The following is a 19,921-nucleotide window of genomic DNA, read 5'->3' as shown; positions in this document are numbered from 1 at the left end:
CAGAGGCTATTTTTCAAATTTGAAGATTAGATTTCTCGAACATTTTTGTTCGCCAGCGGACGAAGGCAATTTTCAATTTCCAATTCTCAATAATCAAGATTTTAAATGAATAGTAACCTTATTCCTAGGTTCTAGCATCTTGTACCTAAAGTCTTGCATCTATTGTGTTCCAACTTTTTTCTCAAAACTTCCGATACTTCCCGCCTAGGAACTTATTCGCTTTCTTTTCGGCAAACTTGGCCTTTTTGCTGTCCCAGTGCAGTGTTTCATTTGGGAATCGACCTGCAATCACACCCAGCAAAATCGTCTCCGTGAGTCGGGCTGAATACTCAAATGGTGCAGAGCATTCTCCTTTGCCCAAGCAAGCGTCCACAAATTGGTGGTAGTGCTTTTTGCTTTCTCCCTCATAATCTTTCACAGGTGCGCCAAGTTTGAAGGGAGCAACGTCAAATTCTTTGTACTTCCCATCTACGATCAATCGAGGCAACTGCTGGAAGTGAGGAAGAAGCAATCTGCCTTTTTCTCCTATAAACATTGCGCCCTGATCTGGCAAAGCATCACCATTGGGTAGTTTGAGATCTTCATGATCAGCCGGAGCACCAGGTCCATCATACCATACCCACTTGAGCGTCTCGGCTGTGTAGGGGGTCTGAGGGAATTCGTAAGTCACGATGTTGTTTTCAGGGAAGCCAAAACCGGTTGGCTTACGGCACTGATTCACAATCGTGCGAGGCACGTCGAGCTGCAGCGCATTGTAAGGTGTATCAAAAATATGCACACCCATATCACCCAAGGTACCGCAACCGTAATCCAGCAGTTTTCTCCAGTTGCCCGGATGGTACACCCCTTCTTTGTATGGACGCTCAGCTGCTGTTCCCAGCCACAAGTTCCAGTTTAAGTTTGACGGTACAGGATCACTTCCTTTCGGTTCGCCTCCATCATAGCCCCAGTTTTTGGGAGACCATGCCCGTACCGTGTGGACTTTACCAATAATGCCTGACTGGATCAGAAGTGTGGCTAATTTGTAATCGTAGAAAGAATGCACTTGAATCCCCATTTGGGTCACCAGTTTTTTGTCTTCGGCCATCTTCTTCATCGCACGGGCTTCAGTCACATGGTGCGTGAGGGGTTTTTGGCAGTAGACCGCTTTGTTCATTTCCATAGCCATCAAGGATGCCGGGGCATGGGTGTGGTCTGGAGTAGAAACCACCACAGCGTCGATTTGATCTTCCATTTCTTTCAGCAATACCCGGTAATCCGCATAGGTCTTTGCTTTGGGAAAGAGGGCAGTGGCATTGCTCATCGCATTGCTGTCTACATCACACAAAGCCACTACTTCCACCTCGGGATGAGATGCGATTGCAGCTAGGTCGGCCATTCCCATTCCTCCTAAACCAATATGGGCGGTTCTGAGCTTGCCTGCGGCCTGTGCCTTGGCTAGCAAAGAAGGAGCTAAAGCCAATCCTGCAATGCCTAATGCGGACTTTTTCAAAAAGTCTCTTCGGTCTACGACCTGATAATTCTTACTCATATTCTTGATAGTTTAGGGTTGAGGGTTAGTTAATTCTTTGATTCGGATATTCTTAAATCGGACTACATCGCCGTGACCCAAAAAGCCAATATGGCCAGAACTTCTTTGCAATCCGGGATGATCTTTTTTATCCAAGGTTCCATTTTTACTCGCCTCGAGATAGTCACCTTCAAGGATGGTGGTGCCATTGAGGATGATCTTGATTTTGGGATGGTTTACGATTACTTCCTGTTGATTCCATTCCCCAATTGGCTTCAAAAAGCCTCTTTTGGCAGCAATCACACCGTAGACCGAACCGTGGTACTGGTAGGTTTCCAGTTTGGCGTATTTCTCATGCTCACTGTCGAGAATCTGAAGTTCTTTTCCTACATAGGCCGCGTCTCCTTCCAGCGGAGCATGTATTCCCAGACCATTGTTTGCTCCGGGTGTAAGCTGGAACTCAAAACGCAGGATAAAATCTCCATACTCCTTTTCGGTGTAGAGATTACCTCCACCTCCACCTTTGGGTTCGATGACGATCATACCGTCTTTGGCTTGGTAGGAATCTTTATTTCCCACCCAACCGTCTAGGTTTTTACCATTGAAAAGTGGGGTAAAACCTTTTTCTGCTTTTTGGGCCTTTGCTGTCAGGCAAAGCGAAAAGATAAAAAGTAGGACTACAAATGTTCGGAAAACTTTGAATTGCATCTTATTCTGGGTTTAGATACTAGAGATATACAAATCTATCGGAGAAATCGACTTTTCATGGGATTTTATTTCAAAATCCTAGATGGTTGTTTGATTGGGGAATTCAGGGCTAAAGTAAACTTGATTAGGTTTATCAGTTGATCATTCTGAGCTCTTTTTATCACACTTTTTTTACGCTTGCAACCTGTATGCGCAGCCAAAAAGTTTTTGGCCCCTTGAAGGTGGAGAGAGAAAAATTCTCCTCTATCGGCAAGAAATAAAAAAAGGCAAATCATTTCTAGCTATTTTTGCCGATATCGGCAAGAAAAAAAACAAATGAATTATTTATCAGTCGCATCCTTTGCCCAGAAATGGGCAACTCCAGAGAGAACAGTTCGGAATTACTGTGCTCTTGGAAAGATTCAAGGTGCATTTCTTACCGGCAAAACATGGAACATTCCCGAAGACGCCACACTACCACTAAAGAAAAATAAGTCTGTTTCCTCAGAAAGAAATCCCTTGCTTCATCAGCTAAAAGAACAACAAAAGATGAGGCTCAAAGGTGGTATTTATCATCGAACCCAAATCGAACTGACCTATAATTCCAACCGGATAGAAGGAAGTAAACTAAGCCAAGATCAGACACGATTGATTTTCGAGACCAATACCATCGGAGAATACAATGGAATAATCAATGTCGATGACATCATCGAAACGACCAATCACTTCAGATGCATAGATTTTATCATAGAAAAGGCAACTGCTAAACTTTCTGAAAAACTGATCAAAGAGATCCATTTCCTACTCAAATCAGGAACATCCGACAGTAGAAAAGACTGGTTTAATGTGGGAGAATACAAAAAAATACCTAATGAGGTGGGAGGAAATGAGACCACATCACCTGATGCTGTAGCACTTGAAATGAAGTCTTTGCTTAAAAACTATCACAACAAGGAAACCAAAACTTTACATGATATTTTGGATTTTCATCATCAGTTTGAGCTCATCCATCCATTTCAGGATGGAAACGGCCGTGTGGGAAGACTAATTATGTTTAAGGAATGCCTCGCAAATGACATCGTCCCCTTTATCATTGGAGACGACGTCAAGTTCTTTTATTACAGAGGCTTACAGGAATGGGGCAAAGTCAACGAATACTTGATGGATACCTGCCTTTCAGCTCAGGATAATTACAAAAACACTCTCAGATATTTCCAAATAGAGTTTTGACTACCAGTAAGCTTTTTAAAATCTCCTTTCAATTTTTTCACTAATGAACATTTTCCAAGTAGTCGCTATCCTACCGACGGCGAAAAACGTTGGATTTGTTTTAGGTTTCAGTAACCTTTCAGCCGCATTCATGCACTTCCGAAATCCCAATTCCGAAATCTTTTCTGTTCTCTCTTCCTTCTTTCTTCCGTCTTCCATCTTCTGTCTCCCGTCTTCTGTCTTCTGTCTCCTGTCTTCCATCTTCCATCTTCCTGCTTTCATTCATCCTTCAGCACCCTCGCAGGATTAGCCTTGGCTGCCTGATAAGAATGCAGCCCCACGATCAGCAAGCATAGCAAAAGTACCCCAAGCCCTGCCACACCAAACAAACCAAAAGGCATGTCCATGCGATAAGAAAATCCGGCCAGCCAATCTTTGAGAAAATAATAAGCCGGGTAGATCGCAAGGGCAAAAGAGACCATAACCAAAATGACATATTCCCTGGAGATCAAACTCAAAATCTGAATCACCGAAGCACCAAGCACTTTTCGAATACTGATCTCCTTCGTTCGCTGCGCAATGGTGTAAGACGAAAGCCCAAACAAGCCCATAGCAGAGATCAAAATAGCTAAAAAGGTAGCCGCCGTGAGGACATTTCGAATTTTTAGATCCTCTTGGTAAAACTCCCCAATTGCCTCATCCAAGAAGTGAAACTCTTCACTTTCGTAGGGATATACTTCCTTATACCTACTCTCCAAAGCCAGCTTGGCTTGGGCAAGGTTTTGGCCCGCTTGGAGCTTGACGGAGATGGTCTGGAAAAACCTAGGGTTGTAAGTCAACAACAGCGGACGGATTTCCTCCCGAAGACTGCGGGAATGAAAGTTGCTTATGACACCAACGATTTTTCGCTCTTCCCCTCCAAATCGGATCGTCTGATTAAGTGCAGCAGATGCATCCAAATAGCCGGCTTCCTTGAGAAAATTCTCATTGACCAAAATCTCATCATCCCGGTTTGTCGACTTTTTCCCTGCCAATAGCGGAATGCCATTCACAGCTACAAAGGCCGAATCCGCATTCATTACTTGGGTGAAAATCTGCTTTTCAGTAGTATCCATTGGAATCCACGCATCTGAAGTCCAGAGGCTGTTGGAGGACACCAAGCTTCCACTGAGACTTGCCCCTGAAACTCCCGACTCCTGATTCATCAACTGCTGTACTCTAAGCATCTGATCCGGATCGGACATAAAGGGGAGCTTGGCATACATCACTGCATCCTTTTCAAAGCCTAGCGGCTGACTGGACACATAGCGCAGCTGTGCCTGTAGGACTAATACCAAAATGATAAAGGCAATGGAAGCCGAAAACTGCAAAACGGTGAGGTTTTTCCTCAAAAAGACCCCTAAAGAAAAACCAGTGGACGCAACTCTTTCTCCTTTGATCGCCCTCACAGGCTGATAGGAAGAAAGGATCAAAGCGGGGTAAATCCCGGATAAAACCGTCAGAATCAATGGAAATAGCGCATAAAACGCCAAGTTGGACACCTGTAAATACTCGACCACAAAACCTGTAGGCAAATAGCTGCTAAACAGATTCCTGATCAACTCTGCCAAAGCCAATCCGATCAACCCCGCGGATAGGACCATCAAATACGTCTCTACCAAAAACTGATAAATCAGCTCCCATCTTCTCCCGCCGAGTGTCTTGCGGATGCCCACCTCTTTGCTGCGCCCGATGGCCATGGCAGTTTCCAGATTGACAAAGTTGAGCGTAGCCAAAACCAAGATAATCAGACCAATATAAACCAGTCCATTCAGAAAGACCTTGGAAACCGAAGTCCCCGAATAGGTCTCTCCGAAGTGCATTTCTGCCAAAGGTTCCGCCAAAAAGGTAGTGGATGCCTGATCATCTTTTTCTAAATTTTTATCAACAATGGCCGCAAGTGAGGCTTCGAGCTGATTTTTATCCGAACCCTCTTCCAGCTTCACAAAAAGCTGGGAACTGGAGTTGACATTGCCCCAATGGTGTAGCCCGTACCATTCCTTCTGCTCCTCGGTCTGTATGGTGGCAAAGGAGATAAAGTCCTTGAAGATGAAGTCCGAATTTTCGGTGTAATCCTCCACCACTCCGGTGACTTGCGCACGAATCGTATCGGCATCGATCCAGACCAACTCTTTGCCCAACGCATCCAAAGGTTGAACACCCGGAAAATACTTTTCCAAATTACTTTGGGTAATCACCGCAGAAAGTGGCTTTTCCAGCGCCGAAGCAGGATTGCCAGCGAGCCATTTTCTGGGGAAAATCTGAAAAAATCCGGGATCTGCAAATGTAACTTCACTGGATCTTCCCAAGACTCGGTTGCCCTCAGGGACTAAGGTCAAGACCTCCCACAATGTATAAATTCGCCCCTTCGCCTCAATAAATGAAATCTCCGAATCAATCACTTCTCCCAAAGGCCCATTAGTCCCGGGAGTGGGATAGCTTTCTCCCATATCCCATTCGGTCAGGGTATTGATCCGAAAGATTCGCTCCCTATCCGGATGAAATCGGTCAAAGCTGTAGGCATGCCAGATGACATTGAAAATGAAAAAAACGATCGAAATGCCCAATGACAAGCCAAGTATATGGATCGAAGTCCGGAGCTTGTTACGAAGCAGATTTCGAAGGGCGATTTTGAAGTAGTTTTTGAGCATATCAGGATAGTATCAGTAGGTTCAGTGCATTCGATGATCGGGATAGTTCCACTTTTATGCCAGCAGAAAATGCTTCAAAATGGGTCAAAAGGGCATTTTCAGAAAACTCAAGAAGCCCAACTCGAACGTTTTTGGTCGATAGCGGGCATTCTCATTTTATACTTCCAGAGTTAAGCAAGGTCTCTTCCTTTGTACCCAAAAGATACAATTCCTCCGATAGACCAAAGAGGTTAGTCTGATTGGTATTACTCAGGATCAAAATGGTCTTTTTGCTATCAAGGGTATGAATCCAATTGGATGTGGATCCCAAAATCCCACCTGTTCGGTAGTAGAATTTTTCGGAAAAGGTGCCCCAGCCATCCGAACCCCAAAGTCCATAAGCCGAATAGCCCAAATCCGGGTGAAAGGTAAGCAGCTGCTTGGTAGATTGAGGACTCAGGAGCTTTTCCCCAAATAGCCCTTGATCAAACGCCAGCAAATCCTCGGCTGTGGAATACATCCCTCCTGCCCCAAAATACATCTCGGGCAGGTAGGGTTCATCACGAGTCAGCGTCTTGAGGCTATCCTTCAAGGTATAGGAAGTGACCTCATTTTTAGGGGGATTCTTTCCTGTGTACATGCCTGTATTGCGGAGCTGGAGCGGGCCAAGGATATGGGCTGTCAGGTTCTCTTCAAAGGATCGGCCCGAGACTTTCTCGATGATTTTTTGAAGTAAAATGTACTCTGTATTTCCGTAGCGACTTTCACTTCCAGGCACGAAGACAAGTGGACCGGAGCAAAAGCGGGAGATATACTCATCGAGGGAAAGTAGGGTCTGATAGGGTTTCATACCCAAGGGTTCGGCGGTATTTTCGATTCCCGAGGAATAGGTCAGGAGGTGGTGCAGGGTGACTTTGTCTTTACCCTCGCCGACATACTCAGGAAGATAGGCTGAGATTGGCTTGTCCAAAACCAACTTCCCCTCATCCACCAGCTTCATGGTCAGCACGGCGGTAAACACCTTGGTCATGGAAGCGATCCGAAATTTGCTGTCTGTCTGCATGGCTTTGTCAGTTTCGCGATCTGCCAGGCCTACAGCTTTTAGGATATCTACTTTGCCATCAGTGGCCACCAATACTACCCCGCTGAAATTATTTTCTTTGGCATATTGATCCACCAGTTGAGAAAGAGACTCTTGACACATGCCTTGTTGAGCAGTTAATAGAACTAGAAAAAAGAAGATGTATCGCATTGAGGAAGGGAATTTAATTGGTAGGTAAGCAAGGTTTACTCCGCCTTGATGGAATTAACAGGATTTTGGAGGGCTACCCGGTAGGATTGCAATGAACCGGCAAGGTAGGCCAACAGTAAGGAAGCAAAGCCTATTACCAAACCCAAACTAGTGATCGGGCTAAGAAGTAGGTGGATTTTCATGGTAGTTTTGGTTTAGCTTTGGCACAGCGAGTTCCACTTCTGTGCCATAGCACATACTGCCCCAGATGCATGAAATGGCCTTTTCTTCCTCGAAGAAAAAATATCCCGAACAAAATTGTCCGATAACGGTCGAGAACAGTTTCCGCAAAAGATTAGCTCCCTCACTTCAAGTGGATTTATCCTAAGCATTCATTCTAAAAAAAAACCGGCACTTGAGGTGCCGGCAGGAAATCAACTTGACTAAACTAGATTTTCATTTACTTTTGGATCACACGGGAAGAACCACTGCTTCCAATGCTTTTCTCGGTTGGATTTCCTCGGTAATACACATTCCCTGAACCAGATGAACCTACGGTCAGGCTTTGCTCTACTGTAATGGAAGTTTCGCCGGAACCGGATTTTCCTATTTTCACAGATTGAGCCACCAGGTCCATTCCTTCAAAATCTCCCGAACCAGACTGCCCAATAGTCAGCTCCTCTACCCGACCTCCACCAACACGGATTTCACCCGAACCACTCATACCAACAGCCAATCGCTCGGCGTTGATTTGTTGGGTTTCGATCACTCCCGAACCAGAAGAACCAAGTGCAAACTCTTTCGCCCCAAAATCAGACATCAGTTTAACACTTCCCGATCCGGATACGCCCACAGATTCGAGTTCTCTGACAATAATGAATACCTTGAGATCCACATCACGGTAGTTGCCCTTTTCGAGCTTAATTTCAAGTTTCCCACCACGGACTTCGGTGATCACTTTTGACAAATCCAAAGAGGAAGACTCCAATTTGATCTCGTCTTTGCCGCCTTTAGTAATGATCACATCCCAACTGCCGCCTGTCTCCACTTTGGAGAAGGAGCCTGGCGTGCGGGTTTCGGATTTTTGAGCAACTGCCTGGCTTACTAGAAGGACCAAGGCAAACAAAAGCGAAAGTAATGTCTTGTTTTTCATGTTTTCTTAGTTGAATAATTAGTTAATACCTTGATATTTTGATGATTGAAAAAAAAGAAAATTAGATAGAGTTGGTTTAGATTTCAATGAGTAGATGCGTGACCAAACAGGAAGGTTGCATCCCATTTTAATTTTTCTCAGACTTTTTTTAGAAAGAAGATTATTCCCATCCTATTCGGTTTGAATGGAGTCGACCGGATTGGCCCAAGTAGCACGGATAGCCTGTAGGCCAACTGTCAATAGGGCTATGGTAAGACTACCTACACTCGCCCAAATGAATGTAGTAATGGAAAGACCCGCACGATAAGGAAAATTCTCCTGCCAAGTATCCATCAAATACCAGGAAATAGGGATGGAAATTCCAATCCCAAGCATCACCAAAAGAAGAAAATCTCCTCCGATCAGCACCACGAGACTTTGACTGCTGGCTCCCAATACTTTTCGGATGCCGATCTCTTTGGTACGCTGCTGGACCGTAAAAGCTGCAAGCGCAAAAAGGCCCAAACAGGAAATCACAATAGAAAGTATCCCTGCTATGGTAAATGCCAATCCTAACTGTGCTTCTTGCTGGTATTGCCTGGCAAACAATTCATCTGTGAAAGCATACGAAAAAGGATTTCCGGGAAAAACCTGCTTGTATAGCCCCTCAATCTCGGCTAATCGTTCCTTGAGTTGGGAAGGCTCCAAAACCAGAGTGAAAAATCCGACTGCCTGACTTGGAAGAAACAAACTAGGCTTGATCTCCTCCCGGAGCGACATGTGATGGTAATCTTTTACCACTCCTACCACCTCAAACGGTTCACCCCAGAGAATCGTCTGGCCTGCTGCATCTTTCGGCTTTTCAAACCCCAGCTGCTTGGCTGCTTTTTCATTTAAAATGACCTTATGGGCAGAATTCCAGCTAGCCAGTGCTTCCTCCGGTGTGAAGTTTCTTCCGGCCAAGAGTTCGATCTCATACACCGGCAAAAACTGCTCATCAATAATCAACATGGAATAGTTGTGTTCTTCATCTTCGGGACGCGGTACCATAGGGCTGATACCGCTTGCTGAAAAATTATAACCCACGCCAGGAAGGTTATTTGATCCCGCCAACTCTTTGACGTAAGATTTTGACCTGAGCATTTCTTTAAATGCGTTCATTTGGGATGATCGGTCCTCACCGAGGTCATTTGGGCCGGCTATTGCCACTTTTTGGTCAATATTCATTCCCAGCGTCTGATCCTGCATGTAGGTCAACTGGTCTCTGATGAGCAGGGTACAGATGATGATTCCCACAGAAATGACAAATTGGAAAACCACCAGAGACTTCCTCAACCCGTGCTGTTCGGGCTTAGCATTTAATTTCGACTTCAGATCAAATCTACCGGAAAGCACTACCACATACAGTCCCGAACTCAGACTGCAGCTAAGCAGAACAGCAAAAATCACCAATATCACCATCGGCTGGAGCAGCGAGCCTATCCAAATCTGCGTACCAAAAAGCTCATCCAGATAGGGAGCAATACCGATGACCAAAACAAGGGATATCCCCAGTGCCACTAACAGCAGCATGAGTGTCTCTGTCATAAACTGCTGGGCTAGCTGCCAAGATTGAGCCCCCAAAACCCTGCGCATTCGGATTTCCTTGATTCGTGTGAGGATGGAAGCTGAAGATAGGTTGAGGTAGTTGACATAGGCGATTCCCAAAATCAGAATGGCAATAGCCATGAAGATCAAGACACTCCCCATTTCTGAAAAGCTCGGCAAAGGATCGCTGATGCTGCTGCCCAAATGAATAGCGTCCAATGGCTGCAGGAGAATTTGGGTTTTTTCGGAACCCGGATTTTTCTGTATAAACGAAGTCAGCCTTTTTGCAAATTCCTCACTTGATACTCCGGGTCGGGTGAGCAGCAGCAGATTGACAAAGCCGGACTCCAGCCCGTCAGGATCTGCCCAGTCATTGCCTTGTCTATAGGCTGGATTTTCGAGGGTATGAATAGAGACAAAAACCTCTCCCCTGAGATCAGACCGGGACGAAATACCTGCAATTACCCCCGTGACGGTGAGTTCGGTTTTGCCGAATTGGTTGCTCAGGGTAAAGATTTTTCCCAAAGGGTCCTGATCTGGAAATAGTTTTTGGGCAAGGGATTCGGTGATGACCACCGACTTGGGAGCGGTGAGATCGGCATCTCCGCGGATTTTATCGAATGAAAAAACCTGAAAAAAGTCTCCTTCCACAAAGTTGATTTGCTCTTCGGTAAAGGCCAAGTCAGTGCCTGGAACAGCGATCAATCCGCTGCCGATACCTGTAGCGATACGGTTGACCGACTCAACTTCCTCAAAGTTTTGTTCCAGAATGGACGTATAGCCAGGTGGAAGAAATATTTCATAGTCTCCCTGACCTTCTGTGACTACGATCCGGTAGAGATCTGACTTTCGGGTATGGAAGTCATTGTAGCTCCATTGGGTAGCCACATAGGCAAAGAGTACCAGAAAAGTCACCAAACCCAGTACCAAACCGAGGAGATTGACCAAGGAGAACATCCTGCGCTTGAGCAAGCTTCTGAATGCTATTTTTAAGTAATTGCTAATCATCGGTAGGTAGGGTAAATGGTGAAGTATGCGCGGTTAGTTGTAGGATTTGCATTGGTCCAAAATCTTTAGACTTTGGACTAATGTCACTTGCTAGTTCTCTTTGTTTCTTTTCTGATTTTCAACCTACTCAGATTTAATCGCCTGCACGGGATTGCTTCTCACAGCTCTGATGGATTGCAGAGTAACTGTAATCAAGGCAATGCCTAAAATTAAAATTGCTGCAAAAGGAATAAACCACCACTCAAAATCAATCCGGTAGGCGTAGCCTTCCAGCCAATCCTGCATAAACCAGTATGCGAAGCCAGAACCAAGAATAATCGAACTCATCACTACCAGGATGAACTCCCGATTGATCACCTGAAGGATGTTGAAAGTAGAAGCACCGAGGACTTTGCGAATGCCGATTTCCTTGGTCTTTTGCTCCGCCACGTGGGCCGATAATCCGAGCAGACCTAGACAAGAAATCAAAATCGTGAGGATGCTGAAATACTGGGCAAGATCTCGGAGTCGAATATCGTCCTGATACATTCGGGCATAGTTTTCATCCATAAATCGGTATTCGAATGGAAACTCAGGGTTGAGCTCCTCGGCGACAGACTGGATAAAGCTTAGAGTAGCCTCCATTTCACCTGGCTTCACCCGAACGAATGAATTGAATCCAAACGAAGGATTGAGCACGAAAAAGACCGGTTCGATGATTTCATGAAAGGTTTGAAAGTGGAAATTCTCGACCACCCCGGTAATTTGTCTTACTTCATCCCCTATCGAAATGGTCCTGAGGTCAGGATCTTTCTGAGTGATGATTTCCAAGGCGCGCCGATTGACAATCACGGATTGGATAGAGTCCGCGCCTTTTTCTCTTGAGAAATCCGAACCTTCGATTAGGTCCATCCCAAGCGTTTCTACAAAATCATAATCGACAAAAAACCGCTCAAACAGCGCATTGAATTCGGGATCCTTTCCTTCCCAATTGATGTCTCCCGTATTGCTGCTTCTCCCAATGAGATTATGTGTGGTCCGAGTGACCGATTCGATTTTGGGATTGGATTCTAATCTGGACTTTAGGATTTCATATTTTCCGAATAGCTCTCCATCTAAACCCACTAAGATCAATTGATCTTTTTCGTAGCCCAAATCCTTATCTAAGGCATAATTAATCTGACGAAAGATCACTAAAGTGGAAACAATTAATCCCGTGGCAAGGACAAACTGAAACAAAACCAGCCCCTTTCGTGCCAATACCACCGAATTGCTTCCCTTTACGTGATTTTTGAAAACAGAAACGACCTTGGTACCGGATAGGTAAAAGGCGGGGTAGCTACCTGCTACCAAACCGGTAATTGCCAAAATCCCGATCAACTGAAGCCAAAAGGTCAATTGGGAGAATGGAATTTCCAGCACTTTTCCCGTCAGGTTATTGAATACCGGCAGGGTAATCTGAACCAGAATCAAGGCCAACATCCCTGAAAAAAACGTAATCAAGAGCGATTCACTTAGAAATTGATAGACCAGGGAGAATTTATCTGCACCAGAGACTTTCCTTACCCCTACTTCTTTTGCCCGCTTTTGGGATTTGGCAGTGGAAAGATTCATGAAATTGATACAGGCAATCAGCAGAATAAAAATCCCGATGATGGCAAAGAGCTTAACTGTTTTTATTCTGCCTTCCTGAAGCTTCCCGTCTTTCCAAGATCCATGGAGATGCATCTCGGTTTGAGGGAATACAAACAATTTGGCATTGCTCCATTCATGTCTGTCTAAAATAAAATCTTGAATAGACTTTGAAAATTTTTCTGCATCTGTACCTGCCTTCAACTTCAAGACCGTACTGGGTCCTGCATTTCCCCAGTGTTTTAACCATTCATTGTATGGCTTTTCAAACATAACTTGATACGGCAAGATGTACTCAAACTTCCCTTGGAAGTTGCTTTTCAGATCAGCCAAAACACCCTGAACGACATAGAGCTCACGTCCGTCATTGGACACCATCTCCACAGATTCGCCGATCACATCTGTTTTTCCAAAAAGCTTAATCGCAGCAGACTCAGTCAAAACGATATGTGATTTATCTGTGAGTGCTTTCTCTTTGTTACCCTGCACAAATGGATGCTGAAAAATCTGGAGGTAATCCGCTCCTGCATAGAATCCGGTGAGTTTTACCCTTTTGTCTCCTGAAACAAACAAATGAACTTCGTCCCAAGAATACGTAGCGGCTTTTTCCACTTCCGCTAGGTTTTCCTTCATCGTCTCTGCCAAGATTCCCGGCGTAGAAGTAGTAGTGAAAATATCAGCACCATAGGTTTGGTTTTCCAAGACTTGATATACCTGCTCGATCTCAGGCAGGCCCTTGCCGACCTCAAATTCACTCTTGATCCAAAGGCCGATCAATATAGCTGCCCAAAGACCTAGCGAAAGGCCAAGGGTATTGATCAAAAAGGTAAGCTTGTGCTTGGCAAAGCCTCGAAAGGCGATTTTTAGATAGTTGGTTAGCATGGGAATTGGGAAGTTAGGAAGTATGGAAGTTGGGATGCTTGGAGGTATGGGAGTTGGGGGGTTAGGAAGGATGGGAGTTGGGAGGTTTGTAAAAGAAGTGTTCTAAGGTTAAAGAGAGATTTTGATCATCTAATCCAATTCAATAAATTGATTTTCAAATTTTTATCCGGTTAAAATCCTCCTTATATGGAAAATTTCAAATTTGAAAAACTAAGAATCTGGCATACAGCGATGGATTTCGGAGAGTTGATTTTTGAAGCTTCTTCTAGATTCCATGCGGATGAGAAATTCAATTTGACTTCTCAAATCCGACGTGCATCTGACTCAATTGCCTTAAATATTGCGGAAGGATCAACGGGTCAGTCACACAAAGAATTTCGAAAGTTTATCGGCTATTCCTTGAGATCCTTAGCTGAGGTGGTCACCTGTTTACACAAGGCAAGAAGAAGGAAGTATCTATCTGAAGCTGAATTTTCCAACTTTTATACTCAAGCCTATGCTTTGATGAACAGTATGGGTGCTTTTCGGGCTACTTTGAAAACCAAAAAACCAACTGACCTCGGAAGTGCAAACTCAGGAGGAAAATGACCTCCTGACTTCCTTACACCCATTCTTCCCTGCATCATACACTAAACTGCTCCCGGATATTTTCCGTCACCACTTTGCCGTCAAAGAGGTTGATGATGCGATGGGCGTAGTTGGCATCATGGGCAGAGTGGGTCACCATTACGATGGTGGTGCCTTCGTTGTTGAGCTCTTCCAATAATCGCATCACTTCTTCCCCATTTTTGGAGTCCAAGTTACCGGTAGGTTCATCGGCAAGAATCACCGCTGGCTTAGCCACAATAGCCCTCGCGATAGCCACACGCTGCTGTTGACCACCCGAAAGCTGCTGCGGAAAATGGTTTCTCCGATGCATGATGTTCATACGCGTCAGTACTTCCTCCACTCGCTTTTTACGCTCATCGGCTGGGGTCTTGAGGTAGAGCAATGGGAGTTCTACATTTTCAAAAACGGTGAGTTCATCGATCAGATTAAAGCTCTGAAAGACAAATCCAATATTTCCTTTTCGCAAGGTAGACCGCTGACGCTCAGAATAACCGGCCACTTCATGGTCCAGAAAATAATACTGACCGCTGTCTGGATTGTCCAGCAGACCGATGATGTTGAGTAAGGTGGACTTGCCACAGCCCGAAGGTCCCATGATGGCGACAAATTCGCCCTTTTTGATTTCGACTTGAATACCGTCAAGAGCGGTAGTTTCGACTTCCTCCGTGGTGTAGAGCTTGCGGAGATTGACTGTTTTGATGACGTGGAGCATGGTTGTGAAAGTTGACCGATGTCGGATGTCGGATGACCGATGTAGCCGAACCGGTAGGTTTGTTTTCTTATTTTATTTTTGATTTAAATGATTGAAGCATGTTCATCAAATGAAAAGCTTCCTGGTAGAGTTGCTTGAATACCTCAGAACTGATATAGCTTCTGCGTTTCGCTTTATGTAGACAAGTCACTAACTCTGCTAAAGACCTTACTGAATAATTAATGAATTTGATAAACTCAGGATTAGATTGAGAAATTGATCCTTCAGCGATATTTAGAGCAATGGAGTCAGCTGCCCTTCTAGATTGAGAAATTAAATTATAGGTCTCTTCTTTTGGGAAATTTCTTGACTCATCAAAAATCATTTCACCAAAATCCATTGCCTTTTGCCAAATCTTAAGGTTTTCAAATTTGAAATGTGCTTTATATTCTTCCATGACAAGTAGCTTTGTTTAATTATTGAAAATCAATATTTTACAATCCAAAATATATAATAAATTCAAAACCACATAAATAGAAAAAGAGTCAAACTGCAACTTTCCTCGGTCATCCGACATCAGACCTCCGTCTACAAACACCGGTCATCAAACATCCGTCATCAGACTCCAAATTCAAATCTTCCGCCTAGCCTTCATCGGTCATCCGACATCCATCATCGGGCCTTCGCCTACAAACATCGGTCATCTGACATCCGACTTCGGTCTTCAATCATCGGTCATCCGACATCCAACATCGGACATCAACTCACCTCACCTCCAGCACTTCATTCGCTCCATAATTCTCGTATCCGCTGATAATCACTTTTTCGCCCTCTACCAATCCCTCAAGGACTTCATAGAACTCAGGGTTTTTTCTTCCGAGGCGAATGGTTCGTTTCTCAGCATTGCCGGCGGCATTGAGTACGTAGACCCAGTTGCCTCCGGTGTCTTTGAAGAATCCGCCTGCAGGCAAAAGCAGACTTTGCTCACTTTGGCCAAGCTCAAGTCGTATGCGGACACTCTGTCCCCTGCGGATACCTTCCGGAGCCGCACCGGTAAACACCATATCAACTTCAAATCGCCCATTGGTGATCGTTGGGTAGATTTTGGCAATCTCCAACTCGTATTCGGTTCCACTGAGCGTAAACTTACCTCTCAGTCCCTGACTGATCCGAGGGAGGTAGAGTTCATCGATGGCCACGCGCACCTTAAACTCATCCAAGATATCCACCTGACCATAGCGTTGTCCGGGGTTGATCGCCTGACCGATCTCCAGCTGCTGTGGCGTGGCCAATTGACCGGCGATCGGAGAAGTGATTACCAGATTATCTAGGATATTGCCTACTCCGGTAAGGGATGCATTCATGCGGTTTTCGGATAGGCGGAGCTGCTTGAGCTGTATAGACCGTGCAATCGAATCGTTTCGGTAGGATGCATAGGTCAGTTTGCGTCGCTTGACATTGTATTCATATTGCTCTTTGACTTCCTCAAACTCCCGGTCCGAGACGAGTTTTTTGCCGTGAAGCTCTTTAAAGCGCTTGTATTGGGGCTCGAGTAGGCTGATTTGGTAATCGATCTCCGCCAACTGTCCCTGCTGATTGAGGTCATTTTGATCCAACAGTAGACGCGTTTGCCTGAGGTTATTGATCTGCTCATACAGCATGGTCTCACGCTGCATTACATCCAGCTGCAGATTGGAATTGTTAAGGATCAAGATGGTGTCACCTTTCTTGACCAAGGCTCCTGATTCCCGGATCACCTGATGAATCACCCCTCCTTCGATGGCATCTAAGTAAACGGTACGAGCCGGTTCGATTTGACCGGATACCAAAATGTAATCCGTAAACTCGCCCATCTTGACCGTTCCAATACTAAGTCGATCCTTTTCTACATTCATCGTGGAGCGATGGTCAGCAAAGACGATTTGGTAAATTACCCCCCCGATCAAAACAGCGCCCAAAACTAGAGCGACAATCTTTCGGGGAGTCCAGGTTTTCTTTTCTATTTTCTTATCCATGTCTTAATCCGCCGTTTGGCAGTATTCCCTTTGTGCCAAAGGATGTGCCATGGAAAAAGGGCTTTAAATGCGCTGTAATTGGTTTTGGAAAAGGAGCTGGATTAGTTTCTCGAACATTTTCGTCCGCCAGCGCACAAAAGTGCCTCACTTTTGATTTTTTCCTCTTACCTTATTTCAAAAATAAAGAGCATCAAAAACGGCCATTTTCGCCCGAAATCGAACCTTTTTCAGAAAAAATTTTGGAAAAATCACTTCGGCAAACTTTTGGAATCCTACTAGTTGACCTACTATTCTGGCATTTTAATTTTCTACCTTATGAACGAACAACGAATTGGAAAAATCCTCATCGTCGATGACAACGAGGATCTGCTAAAAGCAGCCAAAATTTTTCTGAAAAGACACTTCGCCCAAGTGGACACAGAGACCAATCCTGATCTACTGCCCATTCTCACCCACAACGAAAACTATGATGTAATCCTGCTGGACATGAACTTCACCAAAGATGTGAGCTCGGGTCAGGAAGGTTTCTATTGGTTGGATCGAATCTTGGAGCTCGATCCCTCAGCAGTAGTCGTGTTGATCACCGCGTATGGAGATGTGAATCTGGCAGTCAAAGCTATTAAAGAGGGGGCAACTGACTTTGTACTCAAACCCTGGGAAAATGAGCGACTCCTCGCCACCCTCAATTCCGCACTTCAACTCCGACAGAAAAAACTTGAGGTGAACCTCCTGAGAGATCAGAAACAAACTTTGCAACAGGATATTGACAACAAGTTTAAAGACATCATCGGCCAAAGCCCGGCCATGCAAAAGGTTTTTGAAACCATCGAACGAGTAGCGACGACAGATGCCAATGTGTTGATTTTGGGAGAAAACGGTACTGGAAAAGAACTGGTCGCGCGGGCCATACATCGGCATTCCAAACGACGAAGAGAAGCCTTTGTTGGGGTAGATTTAGGAGCCATTACCACCACACTATTTGAATCAGAGCTTTTTGGACACAAAAAAGGATCGTTCACCGATGCCAAAGAAGATCGGGCGGGCCGTTTTGAGCAAGCCCACAAGGGCACCCTTTTTCTAGACGAAATCGGCAATCTACCCATTAACATGCAGTCCAAGCTATTGGCCGCTCTCCAAAACCGTCAAGTGACCCGTGTCGGAGCCAATAAAGCCACCGAGGTTGACATCCGGCTGATTTCTGCCACCAACATGCCGGTTTACAACATGGTCTATGACAATTCTTTCCGTCAGGATCTCCTCTACCGAATCAATACCATCGAAATCACCCTCCCACCCCTTCGGGAAAGAGTGGAGGATATCTCGCTGTTGGCGGACCATTTCATCAGCTACTATTCCAAAAAATACAACAAAGACATCCGCAAAGCCTCCGAACCTCTGATCAAACGAATGACCAAGTACCACTGGCCGGGAAATATCCGGGAGCTGCAGCACAGCATCGAGCGCGCGGTCATCATGAGCAATCACAACGTCCTCCAACCCGAGGATCTCTTTTTGCAAAAGATGGGGCAGGCAGAAAAATCCGAGGAAAATGTCAGTCTGGACCACCTCAACATCGAAGATGTAGAACGAATCCTCATCCGAAAGGCCCTGCAAAAGCACAACGGACACATCACGAGAGCTGCAGAAGAATTGGGACTGACTCGCTCCTCGCTGTACCGAAGACTGGAGAAATATGGTTTATAGGAGATTTTCGGTAGGAATTACCCTGCGAATCGTGGGGATTATCTCCTGCATTTTTGCAGGGATTTGGCTGTATTTGACTGAAGGAATGCTCTTAGCTCCAGTCATCCTTGGTCTCGGAGTGGTAGCTCTCGCTGGGGAAATGATCTTTTATGTCAACTCCATCAATCACAAACTGGCCCGTTTTCTGGATTCGATCCGGTACACGGATTTTTCATCTTCTTTTACCTCCGACAGCAAAATGGGAGGTTCCTTCCGAGAAGTCAATCAGGCTTTCAATGAAGTCATGGAAGTCTTCAAGAAAACACGAGCCGAAAAGGAAGAGCAGATGCTTTTTCTCCAAGTCATCATCCAGCACATCAATACGGGAATCGTCTCTTTTGATACAGATGGAAAAATCGGGGTCATCAACAATGCCGCCAAGCACCTGCTCCAAATTCCACAGTTCAGAAGCATCCATGATCTGGCAAAACTTTCTGAAAAGCTTCTCGCGGAAATCCTCGACATCAAACCCGGGCAGCGGATATCATTCAAGGTCAATCCAACCCTCCACCTCATCATCCAATCTACCTCCCTGAAAATGGGCGGCAAAAGCTGGACACTCCTCTCCTTTCAAAACATCAACCCCGAACTCCAATCCAACGAACTGGAAGCCTGGCAAAACCTCACCAAGGTCCTCCGCCATGAAATCATGAACTCCATCACCCCAATCTCCAGCTTGGTGGAATCGCTTCGAACCATCCTGGACGAAGACAGCTACGTACAGCAAGAAGGGATTTTGATCAAAAAAGAGGGTTTCTTGGATATGCAGGAGGGACTCGACACCATTGCCAACCGGAGCAAGGGGCTGGTCAACTTTGTGAATGCCTATCGGGATTACACCAATATTCCGGCACCAAGTAAAGAACTGATTACCGCGGAGTCTCTCATCGAAAATGTCTGCCAACTGATGAAAGAGGAATTCAAATCCAAAAATATTAGCCTCCAGAAAACCATTCACCCTCCCCAACTCGAGATCGGCTGCGATCCTGATCAGATCACGATGATTCTCATCAATCTAATCAAAAACGCCATCGAATCTTTACAGAATCAGGCAGACCGACAGATCCACATCCGAGCCATCGGTCAAGGTGACCTAGGCAGCCTCATCCAAATCGAGGACAATGGTCCGGGGATCGTACCTGAAGCATTGGAACGGATTTTTGTACCCTTCTACACCACCAAAAAGACCGGTTCGGGAATCGGATTGGCGATTTCTCGGCAAATCATGAACCTCCACCGAGGCAGCCTGACCGTGGATTCAGAACCCGACAAACGAACGGTATTTAGTTTGAATTTTAGGTAAACGATTTTTTAGATTAATAAAACTCAATGGGATG

16 protein-coding genes are annotated in these 19,921 nt (G+C 45.2%); 4 read left to right on the top strand and 12 right to left on the bottom strand.

Going from position 1 to position 19,921, the window contains the following annotated elements:
• Window positions 1-181 precede the first annotated feature (181 nt).
• Together ACFPIK_RS01225 and ACFPIK_RS01220 are read right to left on the bottom strand one after the other, a co-directional pair.
• Window positions 182-1,531, bottom strand: coding sequence for a Gfo/Idh/MocA family oxidoreductase (locus ACFPIK_RS01225; RefSeq protein WP_377911378.1), 1,350 nt, complete (start codon window positions 1,529-1,531; stop codon window positions 182-184).
• Window positions 1,532-1,543: 12 nt separating this feature from the next.
• Window positions 1,544-2,218 carry a 3-keto-disaccharide hydrolase gene (locus ACFPIK_RS01220; protein ID WP_377911376.1) on the bottom strand — a complete coding sequence of 225 codons (675 nt, stop codon included), beginning with the start codon at window positions 2,216-2,218 and terminating at the stop codon, window positions 1,544-1,546.
• Between the two features lie 315 nt (window positions 2,219-2,533).
• Between ACFPIK_RS01220 and ACFPIK_RS01215 the strand changes: the two genes are divergently transcribed.
• Window positions 2,534-3,427 carry a Fic family protein gene (locus ACFPIK_RS01215; RefSeq protein WP_377911374.1) on the top strand — a complete coding sequence of 298 codons (894 nt, stop codon included), beginning with the start codon at window positions 2,534-2,536 and terminating at the stop codon, window positions 3,425-3,427.
• 118 nt (window positions 3,428-3,545) lie between these two features.
• Here the strand turns inward: ACFPIK_RS01215 and ACFPIK_RS01210 are convergent, their stop codons facing one another.
• The 7 genes from ACFPIK_RS01210 to ACFPIK_RS01180 all read right to left on the bottom strand — a co-directional run bounded on the left by ACFPIK_RS01210 (window position 3,546) and on the right by ACFPIK_RS01180 (window position 13,526).
• Window positions 3,546-3,674 carry a hypothetical protein gene (locus ACFPIK_RS01210; RefSeq protein ID WP_377911372.1) on the bottom strand — a complete coding sequence of 43 codons (129 nt, stop codon included), beginning with the start codon at window positions 3,672-3,674 and terminating at the stop codon, window positions 3,546-3,548.
• A 10-nt stretch (window positions 3,675-3,684) separates the two neighbouring features.
• Window positions 3,685-6,096 (bottom strand): ABC transporter permease, encoded by a 2,412-nt coding sequence (locus tag ACFPIK_RS01205; protein ID WP_377911370.1) that lies wholly within the window; start codon window positions 6,094-6,096, stop codon window positions 3,685-3,687.
• Between the two features lie 151 nt (window positions 6,097-6,247).
• Window positions 6,248-7,327: a serine hydrolase domain-containing protein gene (locus ACFPIK_RS01200; protein ID WP_377911368.1), complete on the bottom strand. Its 1,080-nt coding sequence runs from the start codon at window positions 7,325-7,327 to the stop codon at window positions 6,248-6,250.
• A gap of 35 nt (window positions 7,328-7,362) precedes the next feature.
• Window positions 7,363-7,509, bottom strand: a complete 147-nt coding sequence (locus ACFPIK_RS01195; protein ID WP_377911366.1) for a hypothetical protein — start codon at window positions 7,507-7,509, stop codon at window positions 7,363-7,365.
• Between the two features lie 257 nt (window positions 7,510-7,766).
• Window positions 7,767-8,459, bottom strand: a complete 693-nt coding sequence (locus ACFPIK_RS01190; protein WP_377911364.1) for a head GIN domain-containing protein — start codon at window positions 8,457-8,459, stop codon at window positions 7,767-7,769.
• A gap of 171 nt (window positions 8,460-8,630) precedes the next feature.
• On the bottom strand, window positions 8,631-11,033 hold the full coding sequence (locus tag ACFPIK_RS01185) for an ABC transporter permease (protein WP_377911362.1): 2,403 nt from the start codon (window positions 11,031-11,033) through the stop codon (window positions 8,631-8,633).
• 123 nt (window positions 11,034-11,156) lie between these two features.
• The gene (locus tag ACFPIK_RS01180) at window positions 11,157-13,526 is read right to left on the bottom strand and encodes an ABC transporter permease (RefSeq protein ID WP_377911360.1); all 2,370 of its coding nucleotides are present in this window, start codon (window positions 13,524-13,526) and stop codon (window positions 11,157-11,159) included.
• A gap of 186 nt (window positions 13,527-13,712) precedes the next feature.
• Here ACFPIK_RS01180 and ACFPIK_RS01175 point away from each other — a divergent pair, with 186 nt between their 5' ends.
• On the top strand, window positions 13,713-14,114 hold the full coding sequence (locus tag ACFPIK_RS01175) for a four helix bundle protein (protein WP_377911358.1): 402 nt from the start codon (window positions 13,713-13,715) through the stop codon (window positions 14,112-14,114).
• Between the two features lie 34 nt (window positions 14,115-14,148).
• On the opposite strand, the gene ACFPIK_RS01170 is transcribed toward ACFPIK_RS01175, so the two are convergent.
• From ACFPIK_RS01170 to ACFPIK_RS01160, 3 genes are all read right to left on the bottom strand, one after another.
• Window positions 14,149-14,847: an ABC transporter ATP-binding protein gene (locus tag ACFPIK_RS01170; protein WP_377911356.1), complete on the bottom strand. Its 699-nt coding sequence runs from the start codon at window positions 14,845-14,847 to the stop codon at window positions 14,149-14,151.
• Between the two features lie 67 nt (window positions 14,848-14,914).
• Entirely contained in the window at window positions 14,915-15,283 is a 369-nt protein-coding gene (locus ACFPIK_RS01165) for a four helix bundle protein (protein ID WP_377911354.1), read from the bottom strand.
• Between the two features lie 307 nt (window positions 15,284-15,590).
• A complete protein-coding gene (locus ACFPIK_RS01160; RefSeq protein WP_377911352.1) occupies window positions 15,591-16,841 on the bottom strand; it encodes an efflux RND transporter periplasmic adaptor subunit in 1,251 nt (416 codons plus the stop codon).
• A gap of 315 nt (window positions 16,842-17,156) precedes the next feature.
• Here ACFPIK_RS01160 and ACFPIK_RS01155 point away from each other — a divergent pair, with 315 nt between their 5' ends.
• The gene (locus tag ACFPIK_RS01155; RefSeq protein ID WP_377911350.1) at window positions 17,157-18,545 is read left to right on the top strand and encodes a sigma-54-dependent transcriptional regulator; all 1,389 of its coding nucleotides are present in this window, start codon (window positions 17,157-17,159) and stop codon (window positions 18,543-18,545) included.
• Window positions 18,535-19,887, top strand: coding sequence for a sensor histidine kinase (locus ACFPIK_RS01150; RefSeq protein WP_377911348.1), 1,353 nt, complete (start codon window positions 18,535-18,537; stop codon window positions 19,885-19,887). The genes ACFPIK_RS01155 and ACFPIK_RS01150 overlap by 11 nt, the downstream gene beginning before the upstream one ends.
• Window positions 19,888-19,921: the final 34 nt, after the last annotated feature.

The organism is Algoriphagus aquatilis, assembly GCF_042657405.1.
In the GTDB taxonomy this organism is placed as follows: Bacteria; Bacteroidota; Bacteroidia; order Cytophagales; family Cyclobacteriaceae; genus Algoriphagus; species Algoriphagus aquatilis.
The sequence above is the reverse complement of the archived record's forward strand: the minus strand, read 5'-3'. Positions and strand labels throughout refer to the sequence as shown.